This window comes from Silvania confinis (assembly GCF_025564085.1).
Taxonomy (GTDB): Bacteria; Pseudomonadota; Gammaproteobacteria; order Enterobacterales; family Enterobacteriaceae; genus Enterobacter; species Enterobacter confinis.
This window is the reverse complement of sequence record NZ_JAMGZJ010000071.1, coordinates 44,769-62,460: the sequence shown is the minus strand read 5'-3', so window position 1 is coordinate 62,460 and position 17,692 is coordinate 44,769. Positions and strand designations below refer to the sequence as shown.

Sequence of the window (17,692 nt, the reverse complement as noted above, 5' to 3'; positions counted from 1 at the left end):
AACATGCGTAAGGACGGCTTATGAAAATTGTTATCGCACCGGACTCCTATAAGGAAAGTTTGAGTGCCCTGGCAGTGGCGACGGCGATAGAAGAGGGGTTTTGCGAGATTTTCCCTTCGGCAGAATATGTAAAACTGCCGGTTGCTGACGGCGGCGAAGGCACCGTAGAGGCGATGGTGGCCGCCACCCAGGGTCAGATTATTAAGGTGCGTGTAACCGGGCCGCTGGGCGAGCATGTTGACGGTTTTTATGGCCGCTCCGGAGACCAGAAAAGTGCATTTATCGAGATGGCGGCGGCAAGTGGTCTGGAGCTGGTGGCTCCTGCCCAACGCAATCCACTGACCACCACCTCCTGGGGCACCGGCGAGCTGATCCGCCATGCACTGGATGCGGGTGTTAAACACATTATTATCGGCATTGGTGGCAGTGCCACCAATGACGGCGGTGCAGGCATGGTGCAGGCGCTGGGCGCCGCGTTGCTGAATGACCAGGGCAAGTCCATTGGCCCAGGCGGCAGTGAGCTGGAAAAGCTGGCGCGCATCGATATCAGCGGGCTGGATAAACGGCTGGCAGAGTGTCGGATCGAAGTCGCCTGCGACGTGACCAATCCCTTGACCGGAGAAAGCGGGGCGAGTGCAATATTCGGGCCGCAAAAAGGGGCCACACCGGAGATGATCGAACGTCTCGATCGCGCGCTGGCGCACTATGCGCAAATCATTGCCCGCGACCTCGACGTTGAGGTGCTCAATCTGGCAGGCGGCGGGGCGGCAGGCGGAATGGGGGCGGCACTGTACGCCTTCTGCGGCGCAACACTTCGCCAGGGTATTGAAATTGTCACCGATGCACTCGATCTTGACAGCCTGGTCGCCGATGCCGATCTGGTGATCACCGGCGAAGGGCGAATCGACAGCCAGACCGTTCATGGCAAAGTCCCGGTTGGCGTGGCAAAAATTGCCAAACGCCATAACATACCGGTGATTGGTATCGCAGGTAGCCTGACGGCAGACGTCGGCGTGGTGCACGATCACGGAATCGACGCGGTCTTTAGCGTGATTTACACCGTCTGTACGCTGGAAGAGGCGCTGGAAGACGCGGCTGAAAATGTGCGGATGGCGGCGAGGAATATTGCTGCCGTGTTGAAAATGGGGATGGCGGTTTAACCCAGGCCGATCCCCGACAACTGACCTTTTCCCCGACGTGAGAGGGTCCTTACGTCCTTAACACCTTCATTGCTTCCCGCGTGACGTTAGCCATTTCATCCAGCAATTCCAGAAACTCCGGTTCCAGTTCACTTTCCGGCGTCCCCGAGCGCAGCTGCTGTTCCAGCAACTGGCACAGATTCTTCAGCCGTGGAACGCCGCTATAGCTGCAGCTGCCGTGCAGTTTATGGATCGCCTCGGTGAGGCCTTCCGGTTTTTCACCGACCAGCTGTTCTTCCACTTTATTGCGGATCTCCGGCAGGAAGGCGATCAGCATCTGCAACATCTCCCGGGCCAGATCCTGTTTGCCTGCCGCCTGGCGCAAAGCCAGCTGCCAGTCGAGCGTCTCGCTGGTGTTGGCCGGGGCCTCTATTGCCTCTGACGGCGCAATCCAGCTACCGGTCGCCGGACCCGGTTTGTAGCGCAGCAGCAGGTTGTGCAGCTTCTCTTCCTCGATAGGTTTGGCCAGATAGTCGTTCATTCCGGCACTCAACAGCTTCTCTTTCTGGCCAGCCATTGCGTGTGCGGTCACGGCGATAACCGGCGTTTGCTGCTGATGCGGGAGCTGGCGAATCAGCTCGCAGGCGCGAATACCGTCCATGCCGGGCATCTGGATATCCATCAGGATCAGATCAAACTGCGTCTGCCGGGCACGTTCAACCGCCTGCAGGCCGCTCTCGCACAGCTCAACGTGCTGAACCTGATCCTCCAGCAGTACGCCAATCAGCTTCAGGTTAGCGGGATTGTCATCCACCGCCATCACGGTCATTGGCAGTTTACTTTCATCGCTGATGATTGGCGCAACGTAGTGATTCAGGCGGCAGTATTCCGTCAGCGTGGGCAGCAGACGCGTAGCGGTCAACGGTTTGAGCAGACAGGCTGCTGCGCCGTCGTGCTTTAGCTCTTCGGCGTTTATCTGCGCATGGCACGGCAGCGCCAACAGCAGGTAATCGGTCATCGAAGCCGCTTTTGCCAGACGCTCCTGCTGCATGGTCAGCTCGCCGGTAAACGTCACCGGGATCCCCATCAGCAGAATGTCGTAATGTTCAACCGGCAGGGCAGAAAACGCCGGGCTGTAGATAACGTCCAGCGGCGTGGTGCTCAACACATCCAGCGTACTCTGCGCCGCTGCGGCGTTGGGTTCAACGTAGGCCAGCCGTTTACCCTGCAGGCAATCCATTGCAGGCCGGTCGGTCAGAACGTTTGGATTCAGATCGAGACTAATGTGGAACCAGAAGGTCGACCCCCGGTTGGGCTGGCTGTGGAAGGAGATATCCCCGCCCATCTCTTTGACCAGCTTTTGCGTGATCACCAGGCCCAGACCGGTACCGCCGTGACGGCGTGAAATGCTCGCATCGGCCTGGCGGAAAGCCTGGAATAACCGGGACTGATCGCGTTCCGGGATGCCAATCCCGGTATCGCGGATCTGCACCTCAATCTGCACCTTGGTATTGCTGAGGGCACGCTTTTCCACCAGGACATCAATGTTGCCGCTTTCGGTGAATTTGATGGCGTTACCCACCAGGTTGGTGATCACCTGCTGCATGCGCAGCGGATCGCCAATCACGTTATCCGGCACGTCATTTTTGATATTCAGCATCAGCTCCAGACCCTTGTCATGGGAGGAGTGCGCCAGCAGCGTTACCACTTCATCCAGCGTATTGCGCAGCGGGAACGGGATACTTTCCAGAAGCAGTTTACCCGCCTCCAGCTTGGAGAAATCGAGCACGTCGTTGATGATCGCCAGCAGATTATTGGCCGAGCGTTCGATGGTATGCAGATGGTCGCGCTGGGTTGGATTGAGCTCGGTTTTCAGGGTCAGGCGCGTAAAACCAATCACGCCGTTCAGCGGGGTTCGCAGCTCATGAGACATGTTTGCCAGGAACTCAGATTTAATGCGCGCCGCTTCCTGGGCTCGCTTTTTGGCCAGATCCAGCTCGACGTTCTGGATCTCCATCTGCTCCAGTGTTTCGCGCAGGTCGGAGGTGGCCTGATCGACGTTGTGCTGCATCTCTTCATGGTATGCCGCCAGCGACATTGCCATCGAGTTGATGCCGTTTTTCAGCATATCCAGTTCGCCGAGCATAAAGCCTTCAACGCGGCTGTCGAGCTGGCCCCGGCGGATCCGGTCTACGGTATTCACCATGTTACGGATTGGGCTTGTCACATCACGCATCAGCCGCCAGCCGAAGATCAAGGCAATGCCGATGCAGAACAGCATCATGACGGTGGAGATAAAAATTTCTTTGTACTGCTGCAGGCGCACGGACTTGAGATCCAGCTCCAGCGCCACATATCCCAGCATATTGTTGTCGGGCTTGGCATCTGAACCCGCAGATTCATCTGACGAATAACTTTCTGAGGTGATCGGCGTGCGCAGGATCATCCTGTCGCCCTGTTGGATCACGCTCAGACGTGGGGGAAACGCCATTCCGTCAGGGATTTTAAGCGTGCTGGGGTCAATGTGGGTATTGGACGTCACAAACAGATGGTTATTTTGGTCATAGACGGAGATGGCGCGCACAAGGTCCGAGTGGCGGCGGTGCAAAACGCTGATCAGCTGGCCAATGGATTCGCGATTTTGCAGGGTCATGCCGTATTCGCTGGAGACCGCCAGCGGTTCAATAATGCTGGCTCCCGCATCCTCTAACTGGCGTTGCAGGTCGTTATAACGGTGCACCACAAAGAAGGTGCTCAGCAGCAAACCAATGAGTACGGTAGGGGCAAGGATCAAAATCATCATGCGCGCACGCAGGCTGTAGTTGGTCATGGAGTTCCGTTATGGGACAATTAGAGTCAATATGTTCATTTGAGAAAATACCCGGTAATGGCGCAATTCTACTCTGCAAAGCGACGCGTGACGACGCGTCAGATCATAACTGTTGATGTCACAGACCTCGATCCCTTCGGTCAAGGCGTGGCGCGCCATGACGGTAAGGCCTTGTTTATCCCCGGCCTGTTGCCGGATGAGCGGGCAGAAATCACTCTGACGGAAGAGAAACGCCAGTACGCGCGCGGGCAGGTTAAACGCCGTCTTAATGATAGCCCGGAACGCGTGAAGCCTCGCTGCCCGCACTATGGCGTATGCGGTGGCTGCCAGCAACAGCATGCCAGCGTTGCGCTGCAGGAACGCAGCAAAAGCCGTGCTCTGGCGCGACTTCTGAAGCATGACGTTAACGAGATTATCGCCGGTGAGCCCTGGGGCTACCGCCGTCGCGCGCGTCTGAGCCTGAATTATCTGCCAAAAACCGCGCGCCTGGAGATGGGATTTCGCAAGGCCAATTCCAGCGACATTGTCGATATCAATCAGTGCCCCATTTTGGTGCCCCGTCTTGAGGCGCTGCTGCCAGAAGTGCGCACATGCCTTTCTGAACTGCAGGGCGTTCGCCATCTGGGACACGTCGAGCTGGTGCTGGCGAACGGCGGCCCAATGATAGTGCTGCGCCATACCGCGCCACTTTCTGCCCGGGATCGCGAAAAACTGGAACGCTTTTCGCATTCTCATGACCTCGCGCTGTATCTCGCTCCGCAAAGCGACATACTTGAGCACGTAACCGGTGAAGCGCCCTGGTACGACTCAGACGGGCTACGCTTATCGTTCAGTCCGCGCGATTTCATTCAGGTCAACGATGGTGTCAACCAGCAGATGGTCGCGACGGCGCTGGCCTGGCTGGATATTCAGCCTAATGACCGGGTGCTCGATCTGTTCTGCGGGATGGGCAACTTCACCCTGCCGCTGGCAAAACGGGCACAAAGCGTGGTTGGGGTTGAAGGCGTGGCGGCGCTGGTGGAGAAAGGGCGCGACAACGCAGTTAACAATGCGCTGCATAATGTGACATTTTTTCATGAGAATCTGGAAGAAGATGTCACTCAGCAGCCCTGGGCGAAGCACGGCTTTGACAAAATCCTGTTGGATCCGGCACGTGCCGGCGCCCCAGGCGTGATGCAGCATATAATTAAACTCGCGCCACAACGTGTGGTCTATGTGTCCTGTAACCCGGCGACGCTTGCCCGGGACAGTGAGGCATTATTAGCCGCGGGTTACCAGATTCAGCGTCTGGCAATGCTTGATATGTTCCCGCACACTGGGCATCTGGAATCAATGGCGTTGTTCACGCTTAACTGATGAATTTCGGCTTGTCGAATTCGACAGGCACGGGTCCCTAAAGGAGAGGACGATGGTTGCGGTAAGAAGTGCACATCTCAATAAAGCTGGAGAGTTTGACCCACAAAAATGGATCGCCAGTCTGGGCATATCCAGCCAGCAGTCGTGTGAACGTTTAACCGAAACCTGGGCCTATTGTCTGCGCACTACCCAGGGGCACCCCGATGCGGATCTGCTGCTGTGGCGCGGTGTGGAGATGGTCGAAATCCTCTCCATGCTTAATATGGATATTGAAACACTCCAGGCGGCCCTGCTGTTCCCGCTTGCCGATGCCGGGGTGGTCAGCGAAGAGGTGCTGCGTGAGAGCGTCGGCAAACCGGTCGTCGAACTGATCCACGGCGTGCGTGATATGGCGGCCATTCGCCAGCTTAAAGCTGCTCATACCGATTCAGTTTCCGCTGAACAAGTCGATAACGTCCGCCGCATGCTGCTGGCAATGGTGGACGATTTCCGCTGCGTGGTGATCAAACTGGCCGAACGCGTGGCCCATCTGCGCGAAGTGAAAGATGCGCCAGAAGATGAGCGCGTGCTGGCGGCAAAAGAGTGCACCAACATCTACGCGCCGCTGGCTAACCGCTTAGGGATCGGGCAACTGAAATGGGAGCTGGAAGATTACTGCTTCCGCTACCTGCACCCGGCGGAATACAAGCGCATTGCGAAACTGCTGCACGAACGCCGTATCGACCGGGAGCATTACATCGACGAATTCGTCGGTGGGTTGCGTAAGGCGATGAAAGAAGAAAACGTGCGAGCAGAAGTCTATGGTCGCCCGAAACACATCTACAGCATCTGGCGCAAAATGCAGAAAAAGCATCTTGCCTTCGATGAGCTGTTTGACGTGCGTGCGGTGCGTATCGTGGCCGAGCGCTTGCAGGACTGCTACGCCGCGCTGGGTATCGTTCATACCCATTTCCGCCACCTGCCGGATGAGTTTGACGACTACGTCGCCAACCCGAAACCGAACGGCTACCAGTCGATCCATACCGTGGTGCTCGGGCCGGGCGGTAAAACGGTTGAAATCCAGATTCGTACCAAACAAATGCACGAAGAGTCTGAACTGGGCGTCGCCGCGCACTGGAAGTACAAAGAAGGGACTTCCAGCGGTGCGCGTTCCGGCCACGAAGACCGTATCGCCTGGCTGCGCAAGCTGATTGCGTGGCAGGAAGAGATGGCCGACTCCGGTGAAATGCTCGACGAATTGCGCAGCCAGGTCTTTGACGATCGGGTTTACGTCTTTACGCCGAAAGGTGATGTCGTCGATCTTCCGGCGGGTTCGACGCCGCTCGACTTTGCCTACCATATCCACAGCGATGTGGGGCACCGCTGCATCGGCGCCAAAATCGGTGGGCGCATCGTGCCGTTCACATATCAACTGCAGATGGGCGATCAGATTGAGATCATCACCCAGAAACAGCCGAACCCGAGCCGGGACTGGCTGAATCCGAATCTGGGCTATGTCACCACCAGCCGCGGACGCTCGAAAATTCACGCGTGGTTCCGCAAGCAGGATCGTGACAAGAATATTCTTGCCGGTCGCCAGATCCTCGACGATGAGCTGGAGCATTTAGGTATCCACCTGAAAGAGGCAGAGAAGCACCTGCTGCCGCGCTATAACTTTAACGAGCTGGACGAGCTGCTGGCGGCGATTGGCGGCGGGGATATTCGCCTCAACCAGATGGTGAATTTCCTGCAGGCGCAGTTCAATAAACCGAGCGCGGCCGAACAGGATGCAGCGGCGCTGAAGCTGCTGCAGCAGAAAAGCTACACGCCACCGCATCGCAGCAAAGATAACGGTCGGGTTGTGGTAGAGGGCGTTGGCAATCTGATGCACCACATTGCTCGCTGCTGTCAGCCAATCCCGGGTGACGAGATCATCGGTTTTATCACTCAGGGACGCGGGATCTCCATCCACCGGGCGGACTGCGATCAGCTGGAAGATTTACAGTCGCATGCGCCGGAACGTATCGTTGATGCGGTGTGGGGCGAGAGCTACTCAGCAGGCTATTCGCTGGTGGTACGGGTCTCGGCCAACGATCGCAGCGGCCTGCTGCGCGACATCACCACTATTCTGGCCAACGAAAAAGTGAACGTGCTGGGGGTCGCCAGCCGCAGCGATACCCGACAGCAGCTTGCTACCATCGATATGACGATTGAAATCTATAACCTGCAGGTGCTGGGCCGGGTGCTCGGCAAGCTGAACCAGGTGCCGGATGTGATCGACGCGCGTCGTCTGCACGGCGGATAAGATTACCCTCCTTTCAGGCCGGGTCAGGCGCAAAACGCCCCCCGGCCTCTTTTATTTATCAGGAACTGATATGACCCAAATTGACCGCCTGCTAGGCATTATGCAACGTTTGCGCGACCCGCAAACCGGTTGTCCGTGGGACAAAGAACAGACTTTCGCGACCATCGCGCCGTACACCCTCGAAGAGACCTACGAAGTGCTGGATGCCATCTCCCGTGAAGATTTTGACGATCTGCGCGGCGAGCTGGGCGATCTGCTGTTCCAGGTGGTGTTCTATGCACAAATGGCCCAGGAAGAGGGGCGCTTTGATTTCAATGACATTTGCGCCGCCATCAGCGATAAGCTGGAACGCCGCCACCCGCACATTTTTGGCGATGCCACCGCCGAAAACAGCCATGAGGTACTGGCCCGCTGGGAACAGATAAAAACGGCTGAACGGGCTGAAAAAGCACAGCACTCGGCGCTGGATGATATCCCACTCAGCCTGCCAGCATTGATGCGCGCGCATAAGATCCAGAAACGCTGTTCGACGGTCGGGTTTGACTGGACCACTATTGGCCCGGTGCTCGACAAAGTGCACGAAGAAATCGACGAAGTCATGCACGAAGCGCAGCAGGCTGTCGTCGATCAGGACAGGCTGGAAGAGGAGATGGGCGACCTGCTGTTTGCGACGGTGAACTTATCACGCCATTTAGGGGTGAAAGCCGAAACGGCACTGCAAAAAGCCAACCTCAAATTTGAGCGTCGCTTCCGCGAAGTGGAGCGCATCATCGCCGCGCGCGGGCTGGAAATGACCGGCGTTGACCTCGAGGCGATGGAAGAAGTCTGGCAGGAAGTAAAACGCCAGGAATATGATCTCTAACGGGTTTTTGCGATCAAGCGCAATTTGTGTGATTTTTTAAATGACAAGCGCTTGATTTGCGTCAAAAACATTTACCCCAAAGGGGCTATTTTCTCACTCCCAATGTGAGTCAAAGCCTGAGACAGGAGACGGAGAATGAAAGTTTGTGGCGCTCGCCGTGTTCGGGTATACTACTTTCCCGTCCTGGTTATTCCATCGTTTCACCCTAACTTCTCAGGTTCAGCATGACAACGAACTATATTTTTGTGACCGGCGGGGTCGTATCCTCTCTGGGTAAAGGCATTGCCGCAGCCTCCCTGGCAGCCATTCTTGAAGCCCGTGGCCTCAACGTGACCATGATGAAACTGGATCCGTACATCAACGTCGATCCTGGCACCATGAGCCCTATCCAACACGGGGAAGTGTTCGTTACTGAAGACGGCGCTGAAACCGATCTGGACCTGGGTCACTACGAGCGCTTCATTCGCACCAAAATGACCCGTCGCAATAACTTCACTACGGGCCGTATCTACTCCGACGTTCTGCGTAAAGAACGCCGTGGCGACTATCTGGGCGCAACCGTTCAGGTCATCCCGCACATCACCAACGCCATTAAAGAGCGCGTCCTTGCGGGTGGCGAAGGCCACGACGTGGTACTGGTTGAAATCGGCGGTACCGTAGGTGATATCGAATCCCTGCCGTTCCTCGAAGCGATTCGTCAGCTGGCGGTTGATATCGGTCGTGAACATGCGCTGTTCATGCACCTGACGCTGGTGCCTTACCTGGCCGCTGCCGGTGAGGTAAAAACCAAGCCTACTCAGCACTCCGTTAAAGAATTGCTCTCTATCGGTATTCAGCCTGATATCCTGGTTTGCCGCTCCGATCGCGCCGTACCGGCCAACGAACGTGCGAAAATTGCATTGTTCTGTAACGTGCCAGAAAAAGCCGTTATTTCAATGAAAGACGTCGATTCCATTTATAAAATCCCGGGCCTGTTGAAATCACAGGGTCTGGACGATTATATTTGTAAACGATTCAGCTTGAACTGTCCGGAAGCAAACCTGTCAGAATGGGAACAGGTTATTTACGAAGAATCAAACCCGGCAGGCGAAGTGACTATTGGTATGATCGGCAAGTACATTGAACTGCCGGACGCCTATAAGTCAGTTATCGAAGCGCTGAAACACGGTGGCCTGAAAAACCGCGTAACCGTCAACATCAAGCTGATTGATTCGCAGGATGTTGAAACCCGCGGTGTAGAAATTCTGAAAGATCTGGATGCTATTCTGATCCCTGGCGGCTTCGGCTACCGTGGCGTTGAAGGCAAGATCGCTACCGCACGCTATGCGCGTGAAAACAATATTCCTTACCTCGGCATTTGCCTGGGTATGCAGGTTGCGCTGATTGAATTTGCTCGTAATGTGGTGGGTATGGAAAACGCCAACTCAACGGAATTTGTGCCAGACTGTAAGTACCCTGTTGTGGCGCTGATTACCGAATGGCGCGACGAAGAAGGTAACGTCGAAGTCCGTACCGAGAAGAGCGATCTGGGCGGCACGATGCGTCTTGGTGCGCAGGCCTGTCAGGTCTCTGACGACAGCCTGGTACGCCAGATGTACGGTGCACCGGTTATCACCGAACGCCATCGTCACCGTTATGAAGTCAACAACCTGCTGTTGAAACAAATTGAAGCTGCGGGTCTGCGTATTGCGGGCCGCTCCGGGGATGATCAGTTGGTCGAGATCATCGAAGTGCCGAACCACCCGTGGTTTGTTGCCTGTCAGTTCCACCCGGAATTTACTTCCACGCCGCGTGATGGACATCCGCTGTTTGCTGGCTTTGTGAAAGCCGCCAACGAGTTCCAGAAGCGTCAGGCGAAGTAAGAAAAGTTAGCACGGCAGCGCGTACCTTGGGGACGCGCTGTTTGTCTGGAGTTTTAGTTTAACTTGTACTGAGGAAAATCTAATGTCCAAAATCGTTAAAGTCATCGGTCGTGAAATCATCGACTCCCGTGGTAACCCTACCGTTGAAGCTGAAGTTCACCTTGAAGGTGGTTTCGTCGGTATGGCAGCTGCGCCGTCAGGTGCTTCTACTGGTTCCCGCGAAGCGCTGGAACTGCGCGATGGCGACAAATCCCGTTACCTGGGTAAAGGCGTAACCAAAGCAGTTGGCGCGGTTAACGGCCCAATCGCTCAGGCAATCCTTGGCAAAGACGCCAAAGACCAGGCTGGCATCGATAAGATCATGATCGACCTGGACGGTACTGAAAACAAATCTAACTTCGGTGCGAACGCAATCCTGGCTGTGTCTCTGGCAAACGCCAAAGCAGCAGCTGCTTCTAAAGGTCAGCCGCTGTTCGAACACATCGCTGAACTGAACGGCACCCCAGGCAAATACTCTATGCCAGTTCCGATGATGAACATCATCAACGGCGGCGAGCACGCAGACAACAACGTTGATATTCAAGAGTTCATGATTCAGCCTGTTGGCGCGAAAACTCTGAAAGAAGCCATCCGTATGGGTTCTGAAGTGTTCCACACCCTGGCTAAAGTTCTGAAATCTAAAGGCATGGGTACGGCTGTTGGTGACGAAGGTGGTTATGCACCTAACCTGGGTTCTAATGCCGAAGCACTGGCTGTAATCGCTGAAGCGGTTAAAGCAGCAGGCTATGAGCTGGGCACCGACATCACCCTGGCGATGGACTGTGCAGCATCTGAATTCTACAAAGACGGTAAATACGTTCTGGCTGGCGAAGGCAACAAAGCGTTCACCTCTGAAGAGTTCACTCACTTCCTGGAAGACCTGACCAAACAGTACCCAATCGTCTCTATCGAAGACGGTCTGGACGAATCTGACTGGGATGGCTTCGCTTACCAGACTAAAGTTCTGGGCGACAAAATCCAGCTGGTGGGTGACGATCTGTTCGTAACCAACACCAAGATCCTGAAAGAAGGTATCGACAAAGGCATCGTTAACTCCATCCTGATCAAATTCAACCAGATCGGTTCTCTGACCGAAACTCTGGCTGCGATCAAAATGGCGAAAGACGCTGGCTACACTGCCGTTATCTCTCACCGTTCAGGCGAAACTGAAGACGCGACCATCGCTGACCTGGCTGTTGGTACCGCTGCTGGCCAGATCAAAACTGGTTCTATGAGCCGTTCTGACCGTGTTGCTAAATACAACCAGCTGATTCGTATTGAAGAAGCACTGGGCGAAAAAGCACCATACAACGGCCGTAAAGAGATCAAAGGTCAGTAATTCTGAACCTTAACTCTTAATAAAAACCCGCTTCGGCGGGTTTTTTTATGCCTGCGGTAAAGCAGCTCTCGCACATGACCTGCAGGCCAACATCTGCGATAATTACAGATTACCCCTTTTTTCAGAGTTGACTATGCAGTACCCGATTAATGAGATGTTCCAGACCCTGCAAGGCGAGGGTTACTTCACCGGCGTGCCCGCAATTTTTATTCGTTTGCAGGGATGCCCGGTTGGCTGTGCCTGGTGCGACACCAAACATACCTGGGATACGCTTAGCGATCGGGAAGTGTCGCTGTTCAGCATTCTGGCCAAAACCAAAGAGAGCGATAAATGGGGTGCGGCAAACCCGGAAGATCTGCTGGCGATTATTGGTCGTCAGGGCTGGACGGCGCGCCATGTGGTGATCACCGGCGGTGAACCCTGCATCCACGATCTCACCCCGCTGACCTCGCTGTTGGAGCACAACGGTTTCAGCTGTCAGATCGAGACCAGCGGTACGCACGAAGTGCGCTGCACACATACGACCTGGGTAACGGTTTCGCCAAAAGTGAATATGCGCGGCGGATATGACGTATTGTCCCAGGCGCTGGAGCGTGCCGATGAAATCAAGCACCCGGTCGGTCGTATGCGTGATATCGAAGCGCTGGATGAACTGCTGGCCACGTTGTCTGACGACAAGCAGCGTGTGATTGCGCTACAGCCAATCAGTCAGAAAGAGGATGCTACCCGTCTGTGCATCGAAACCTGCATTGCGCGCAACTGGCGCCTCTCAATGCAAACCCATAAATATCTGAATATCGCTTAGCATTGTCATCGTGATTGTCGGGCGGGCCGGCAATCATTGTGTTTCAGGGAGAGTAATCGACATGACGTCTACAGAATCACTCAACGCATTTTCCATGGATTTTTTCTCCCTCAAGGGAAAGACGGCCATTGTGACCGGCGGCAACCGGGGGCTGGGGCAAGCTTTTGCCGTGGCGATGGCGAAAGCCGGAGCAAATCTGTTTATCGCAGGCATCAGTAGCGAGAATGTCAGAACCCGCGAGCTTATTGAAGCGCAGGGCGTTGAGGTTGAATTCTTGTCTGTGGATATTGCCGCTGAGGGTGTGCCGCAACAGATAATCAATGCCTGCTGCCAGCATTTTGGTTCGCTGGATATTCTGGTCAATAATGCCGGGATCTGTAAGCTAAACAAAGTCGAACGTTTTGGGCGCGATGACTGGGATCCCATGATTAACGTGAATCTGACCGCGGCATTTGAACTCAGCCACGAGGCGGCAAAAATTATGATCCCGCGTCGTAGCGGTAAGATTATCAATGTCTGCTCGGTTTTCTCATCTCTGGGCGGCAGATGGTCTCCGGCTTATTCCGCCACAAAACATGCGCTGGCGGGCTTAACAAAAGCCTACTGCGATGAATTAGGCCAGTACAATATTCAGGTTAACGGTATCGCGCCGGGCTATTACGAAACGGACATCACCGCGATAACGCGCAGTACACCAAAAGAATATAAGCGCGTGCTGGAGCATATTCCCGCTAACCGCTGGGGAGATCCGCAAGATTTAATGGGGGCGATGATTTTTCTTGCCAGCAGGGCGTCTGACTATGTGAATGGCCATATTCTGGCCGTTGATGGCGGGTATCTGGTGCGCTAACGAATCAGCCAACGTGCTCCCGAGGACTCGGGAGCAGCAGAACGAAAGAGAAAATTACTCCCCGCGATACACGCAGCCCGCCGTACAGGTTTCTTTGATCATCACCGAACTCAGCAGGGGGACCAGCGGCTTCATCTCATCCCAAATCCATTTCGCCAGCACTTCACTGGTCGGATTCTCCAGACCCGGAATATCATTCAGATAATAATGATCGAGACGATCATAGGTCGGTTTAAACGCAGCCTTCAGCTCGGAAAAATCCATGATCCAACCGGTGTGCGGATCGACGTCACCCGTAATCTCCAGGCGCACCATAAATGAGTGCCCGTGCAGGCGACCACATTTATGCCCTTCCGGGACGTGAGGCAGGTGATGGGCGGCTTCGAAGATGAAATCTTTAAACAGTGTGGTGGACATCATGAACTCTCAGAATTGCGGAAAAAACCGCCGTAGAGTACCGGAAAGTACCTTTTTTATCATTAACTAAAACCGTCATTATCCCGAGCCTGCACTCCTGCTGCGATGATCACCTATTTTATGGTTTGTTTTCATGGGCTTAATTAATCGTTTTTATTGTTAAGAACAATAGCTAAAAGAGGTTAGTTCTTTTGGTTATTTATTATTTCCATCCCTTCTTTAATTGTTATGATCCGCGCCGTTAACCTTACACTCTGTTCTGTCTTTAAGATAAAAATTCAGCTTTGCTACTGGAACATAACGACGCATGACAACACAGGCCCCACCTTCAAATTTGCTTCCCCTGAACCCGGAGCAACTGGCACGCCTGCAGGCGGCCACCACTGATTTTTCGCCTACCCAGCTCGCCTGGGTGTCCGGTTATTTCTGGGGAATGCTCAATCAGCAGCCTGGCAGTGCGGTAACTGCACCCGCTGCGGCCGTTGAGATCCCGGCAATTACGCTTATCTCTGCCTCACAAACTGGCAACGCCCGCCGCGTCGCCGAAGCACTGCGCGACGACCTGCTCGCAGCCAAACTGAACGTGAACCTGGTGAACGCCGGGGATTATAAATTTAAGCAAATCGCGTCAGAAAAACTGGTTGTAGTCGTCACGTCAACGCAGGGCGAAGGTGAGCCGCCTGAAGAAGCCGTTGCGCTGCACAAGTTCTTGTTCTCGAAAAAAGCACCGAAACTGGCGGGTACCGCGTTTGCGGTCTTCGGCCTCGGCGACTCCTCCTACGAATTCTTTTGCCAGTCCGGGAAAGATTTCGACAGCAAGCTGGCGGAACTGGGTGGTGAGCGCCTGCTGGATCGCGTCGATACCGACGTCGAATATCAGGCCGCGGCTGCCGAATGGCGTACGCGTATTGTTGATGTGCTGAAAGCCCGTGTTCCGCAGGATACACCGGCTCAGGCGGCCGTGACCGCTGCTGGCGCAGTCAACGAAATCCACTCCAGCCCGTATACCAAAGAAGCGCCGCTGACGGCGAGTCTTTCGGTTAACCAGAAAATCACCGGTCGCGATTCTGAAAAAGATGTCCGCCATATCGAAATCGATTTGGGCGACTCCGGTCTGCGCTACCAGCCGGGCGATGCGCTTGGCGTCTGGTATCAGAACGATCCAGCGCTGGTGAAAGAGCTGGTAGAGCTGCTGTGGCTGAAGGGCGATGAATCCGTATCGCTTGAAGGCAAAACCCTGCCGCTCTCTGAAGCGCTGCAGTGGCATCTCGAATTGACCGTCAACACTGCCAATATCGTGGAAAATTACGCCACCCTGACCCGCAGCGAGGCACTGCTGCCGCTGGTGGGTGATAAAGCGAAACTGCAGCACTATGCCACCACGACGCCAATTGTGGATATGGTGCGTTTTGCCCCCGCGCAACTGGGTGCGGAGGCGTTAATCGGTCTGCTACGTCCGCTGACGCCGCGCCTCTATTCCATCGCCTCTGCGCAAGCGGAAGTCGAGAGCGAAGTGCATGTCACCCTGGGCGTGGTGCGTTACGACATTGAAGGCCGCGCCCGTGCGGGTGGTGCCTCGAGCTTCCTCGCCGATCGCGTTGAAGAAGAGGGTGACGTTCGGGTCTTTATCGAGCATAACGACAATTTCCGTCTGCCTGCCAACCCGGAAACGCCGGTGATTATGATCGGTCCGGGGACCGGCATTGCGCCGTTCCGCGCCTTTATGCAGCAGCGCGCTGCCGATGATGCTGGCGGTAAAAACTGGTTGTTCTTCGGTAACCCGCACTTCACCGAGGACTTCCTCTATCAGGTGGAGTGGCAGCGCTACGTTAAAGAGGGCGTACTGAGCCGCATTGATTTAGCCTGGTCCCGTGACCAAAAACAAAAAATATACGTACAAGACAAACTGCGCGAACAGGGCGCAGAGCTGTGGAGCTGGATTAATGAAGGCGCCCACATTTATGTCTGCGGCGACGCCAATCGCATGGCGAAAGACGTTGAGCAGGCTTTACTGGAAGTGATTGCCGAGTTCGGTGGTATGGATATCGAATCGGCGGATGAATTTTTAAGTGAGCTGCGCGTAGAGCGCCGTTATCAGCGAGATGTCTACTAATGAGCGAAAAACATCCTGGCCCTCTGGTGGTCGAAGGCAAACTGACTGATGCCGAGCGCATGAAGGTTGACAGTAACTACCTGCGCGGCACCATTGCTGAAGATTTAAACGACGGTCTGACCGGCGGTTTTAAAGGCGATAACTTCCTGCTGATCCGTTTCCACGGTATGTACCAGCAGGACGACCGCGATATCCGCGCCGAGCGTGCCGAACAAAAGCTGGAGCCGCGTCATGCGATGCTGCTGCGCTGCCGTCTGCCGGGTGGGGTAATCACCACCAAACAGTGGCAGGCGATCGATAAATTCGCTCACGACAACACGATTTACGGCAGCATTCGTCTGACTAACCGTCAGACCTTCCAGTTCCACGGCATTCTGAAGAAGAACGTGAAGCCGGTACACCAGATGCTGCACTCGGTTGGGCTGGACGCGCTGGCGACCGCCAACGACATGAACCGTAACGTGTTGTGCACCTCCAACCCGTACGAGTCCGAGCTGCACGCCGAAGCTTACGAATGGGCGAAGAAGATCTCCGAGCATCTGCTGCCGCAGACCCGTGCCTATGCTGAGATCTGGCTCGATCAGGAAAAAGTGGCCACTACCGACGTTGAACCGATCCTCGGCCAGACCTATCTGCCGCGTAAGTTTAAAACCACGGTAGTGATCCCGCCGCAGAACGATATCGATCTGCACGCTAACGACATGAACTTTGTCGCAGTTGCCGAGAACGGCAAGCTGGTGGGCTTTAACCTGCTGGTGGGTGGCGGCTTATCCATTGAGCACGGTAACAAGAAAACCTACGCCCGCACCGCGAGCGAGTTTGGCTATCTGCCGCTGGAACATACGCTTGCGGTGGCCGAAGCTGTGGTCACCACGCAGCGCGACTGGGGTAACCGTACCGATCGTAAAAACGCTAAGACTAAATACACCCTTGAGCGCGTCGGCGTCGACACCTTCAAGGAAGAAGTGGAGCGTCGGGCAGGCATTACGTTTGAACCGATCCGTCCCTACGAATTCACCGGTCGCGGCGATCGCATTGGCTGGGTGAAGGGCATCGACAATAAATGGCATCTGACGCTGTTTATCGAGAATGGCCGTATTCTGGATTATCCAGGCCGACCGCTGAAAACCGGTCTGCTGGAGATCGCGAAGATCCATAAAGGCGAGTTCCGCATTACCGCTAACCAGAATCTGATCATCGCCGGTGTGCCGGAGAGCCAGAAGGCGAAGATCGAGAAGCTGGCGCGGGAACATACGCTGATGGACGCGGTGAAACCGCAGCGAGAAAACTCGATGGCCTGCGTGTCGTTCCCGACCTGTCCGCTGGCGATGGCCGAAGCCGAGCGCTTCCTGCCGTCGTTCACCGACAAAGTGGAAGCGGTACTGGAAAAACACGGCATGCCTGATGAGCATATCGTGATGCGCGTGACCGGTTGCCCGAACGGCTGCGGCCGCGCACTGCTGGCAGAGCTGGGTCTGGTGGGTAAAGCTCCGGGCCGCTACAACGTGCATCTGGGCGGGAACCGTAGTGGAACGCGTATTCCGCGGATGTATCGCGAAAACATTACCGAACCGGAAATTCTGGAGTCAATTGACGAGTTGGTCGGGCGCTGGGCGAAAGAGCGCGAAGCGGGTGAAGGCTTCGGCGACTTTACGGTGCGTGCGGGCATTATTCGCCCGGTGCGCGATCCCGCTCGGGATTTCTGGGAGTAAGGTGGCAATGCCCGGTTGCGCGCAGCGATCCGGGCTTACAAAACCGTAGACCGGGCAAACGCAGTGCCGCCCGGCAGAAGTGAG

Annotated in this window: 12 protein-coding genes; 10 read left to right on the top strand and 2 right to left on the bottom strand. The window is 55.3% G+C overall.

The genetic code is table 11. The features are described from left to right. Positions 1-20: 20 nt before the first annotated feature. Positions 21-1,160, top strand: coding sequence for a glycerate kinase (locus tag M8013_RS07105; protein ID WP_271267098.1), 1,140 nt, complete (start codon positions 21-23; stop codon positions 1,158-1,160). A 49-nt stretch (positions 1,161-1,209) separates the two neighbouring features. On the opposite strand, the gene barA is transcribed toward M8013_RS07105, so the two are convergent. Continuing rightward, entirely contained in the window at positions 1,210-3,969 is a 2,760-nt protein-coding gene (gene barA, locus M8013_RS07100; RefSeq protein WP_271267097.1) for a two-component sensor histidine kinase BarA, read from the bottom strand. Positions 3,970-4,026: 57 nt separating this feature from the next. On the opposite strand from barA, the gene rlmD reads away from it, so the two are divergent. The 7 genes from rlmD to M8013_RS07065 all read left to right on the top strand — a co-directional run bounded on the left by rlmD (position 4,027) and on the right by M8013_RS07065 (position 13,366). Further along, a complete protein-coding gene (rlmD, locus tag M8013_RS07095; RefSeq protein ID WP_271267096.1) occupies positions 4,027-5,325 on the top strand; it encodes a 23S rRNA (uracil(1939)-C(5))-methyltransferase RlmD in 1,299 nt (432 codons plus the stop codon). A 52-nt stretch (positions 5,326-5,377) separates the two neighbouring features. Further along, complete coding sequence (relA, locus tag M8013_RS07090) at positions 5,378-7,609, top strand: GTP diphosphokinase (protein ID WP_271267095.1); 2,232 nt, start codon at positions 5,378-5,380, stop codon at positions 7,607-7,609. A 70-nt stretch (positions 7,610-7,679) separates the two neighbouring features. Then, the gene (mazG, locus tag M8013_RS07085) at positions 7,680-8,471 is read left to right on the top strand and encodes a nucleoside triphosphate pyrophosphohydrolase (RefSeq protein WP_271267094.1); all 792 of its coding nucleotides are present in this window, start codon (positions 7,680-7,682) and stop codon (positions 8,469-8,471) included. Between the two features lie 224 nt (positions 8,472-8,695). Further along, entirely contained in the window at positions 8,696-10,333 is a 1,638-nt protein-coding gene (pyrG, locus tag M8013_RS07080) for a glutamine hydrolyzing CTP synthase (protein WP_271267093.1), read from the top strand. An 82-nt stretch (positions 10,334-10,415) separates the two neighbouring features. After that, a complete protein-coding gene (gene eno, locus M8013_RS07075) occupies positions 10,416-11,711 on the top strand; it encodes a phosphopyruvate hydratase (protein ID WP_271267092.1) in 1,296 nt (431 codons plus the stop codon). 133 nt (positions 11,712-11,844) lie between these two features. Beyond that, complete coding sequence (queE, locus tag M8013_RS07070) at positions 11,845-12,516, top strand: 7-carboxy-7-deazaguanine synthase QueE (RefSeq protein WP_271267091.1); 672 nt, start codon at positions 11,845-11,847, stop codon at positions 12,514-12,516. A gap of 61 nt (positions 12,517-12,577) precedes the next feature. Next, positions 12,578-13,366, top strand: coding sequence for an SDR family oxidoreductase (locus M8013_RS07065; RefSeq protein WP_271267090.1), 789 nt, complete (start codon positions 12,578-12,580; stop codon positions 13,364-13,366). 54 nt (positions 13,367-13,420) lie between these two features. Here M8013_RS07065 and queD read toward each other — a convergent pair whose 3' ends face one another. Beyond that, positions 13,421-13,786, bottom strand: coding sequence for a 6-carboxytetrahydropterin synthase QueD (gene queD / locus M8013_RS07060; RefSeq protein ID WP_271267089.1), 366 nt, complete (start codon positions 13,784-13,786; stop codon positions 13,421-13,423). Positions 13,787-14,090: 304 nt separating this feature from the next. Here queD and cysJ point away from each other — a divergent pair, with 304 nt between their 5' ends. Together cysJ and cysI are read left to right on the top strand one after the other, a co-directional pair. Continuing rightward, positions 14,091-15,896: an NADPH-dependent assimilatory sulfite reductase flavoprotein subunit gene (gene cysJ / locus M8013_RS07055; RefSeq protein WP_271267088.1), complete on the top strand. Its 1,806-nt coding sequence runs from the start codon at positions 14,091-14,093 to the stop codon at positions 15,894-15,896. After that, on the top strand, positions 15,896-17,608 hold the full coding sequence (cysI, locus tag M8013_RS07050) for an assimilatory sulfite reductase (NADPH) hemoprotein subunit (protein ID WP_271267087.1): 1,713 nt from the start codon (positions 15,896-15,898) through the stop codon (positions 17,606-17,608). Before cysJ ends, cysI begins: the two co-directional genes overlap by 1 nt. Positions 17,609-17,692 lie beyond the last annotated feature (84 nt).

What these genes read in the sequence shown, in the direction of transcription:
- M8013_RS07105 (WP_271267098.1), top strand. Translation starts at nt 21, where the DNA reads ATGAAAATTGTTATCGCACCGGACTCCTATAAGGAAAGTTTGAGTGCC.
- queE (WP_271267091.1), top strand. Translation starts at nt 11,845, where the DNA reads ATGCAGTACCCGATTAATGAGATGTTCCAGACCCTGCAAGGCGAGGGT.
- queD (WP_271267089.1), bottom strand. Translation starts at nt 13,786, where the DNA reads ATGATGTCCACCACACTGTTTAAAGATTTCATCTTCGAAGCCGCCCAT.
- M8013_RS07065 (WP_271267090.1), top strand. Translation starts at nt 12,578, where the DNA reads ATGACGTCTACAGAATCACTCAACGCATTTTCCATGGATTTTTTCTCC.
- relA (WP_271267095.1), top strand. Translation starts at nt 5,378, where the DNA reads ATGGTTGCGGTAAGAAGTGCACATCTCAATAAAGCTGGAGAGTTTGAC.
- rlmD (WP_271267096.1), top strand. Translation starts at nt 4,027, where the DNA reads ATGGCGCAATTCTACTCTGCAAAGCGACGCGTGACGACGCGTCAGATC.
- eno (WP_271267092.1), top strand. Translation starts at nt 10,416, where the DNA reads ATGTCCAAAATCGTTAAAGTCATCGGTCGTGAAATCATCGACTCCCGT.
- cysJ (WP_271267088.1), top strand. Translation starts at nt 14,091, where the DNA reads ATGACAACACAGGCCCCACCTTCAAATTTGCTTCCCCTGAACCCGGAG.
- mazG (WP_271267094.1), top strand. Translation starts at nt 7,680, where the DNA reads ATGACCCAAATTGACCGCCTGCTAGGCATTATGCAACGTTTGCGCGAC.
- cysI (WP_271267087.1), top strand. Translation starts at nt 15,896, where the DNA reads ATGAGCGAAAAACATCCTGGCCCTCTGGTGGTCGAAGGCAAACTGACT.
- barA (WP_271267097.1), bottom strand. Translation starts at nt 3,969, where the DNA reads ATGACCAACTACAGCCTGCGTGCGCGCATGATGATTTTGATCCTTGCC.
- pyrG (WP_271267093.1), top strand. Translation starts at nt 8,696, where the DNA reads ATGACAACGAACTATATTTTTGTGACCGGCGGGGTCGTATCCTCTCTG.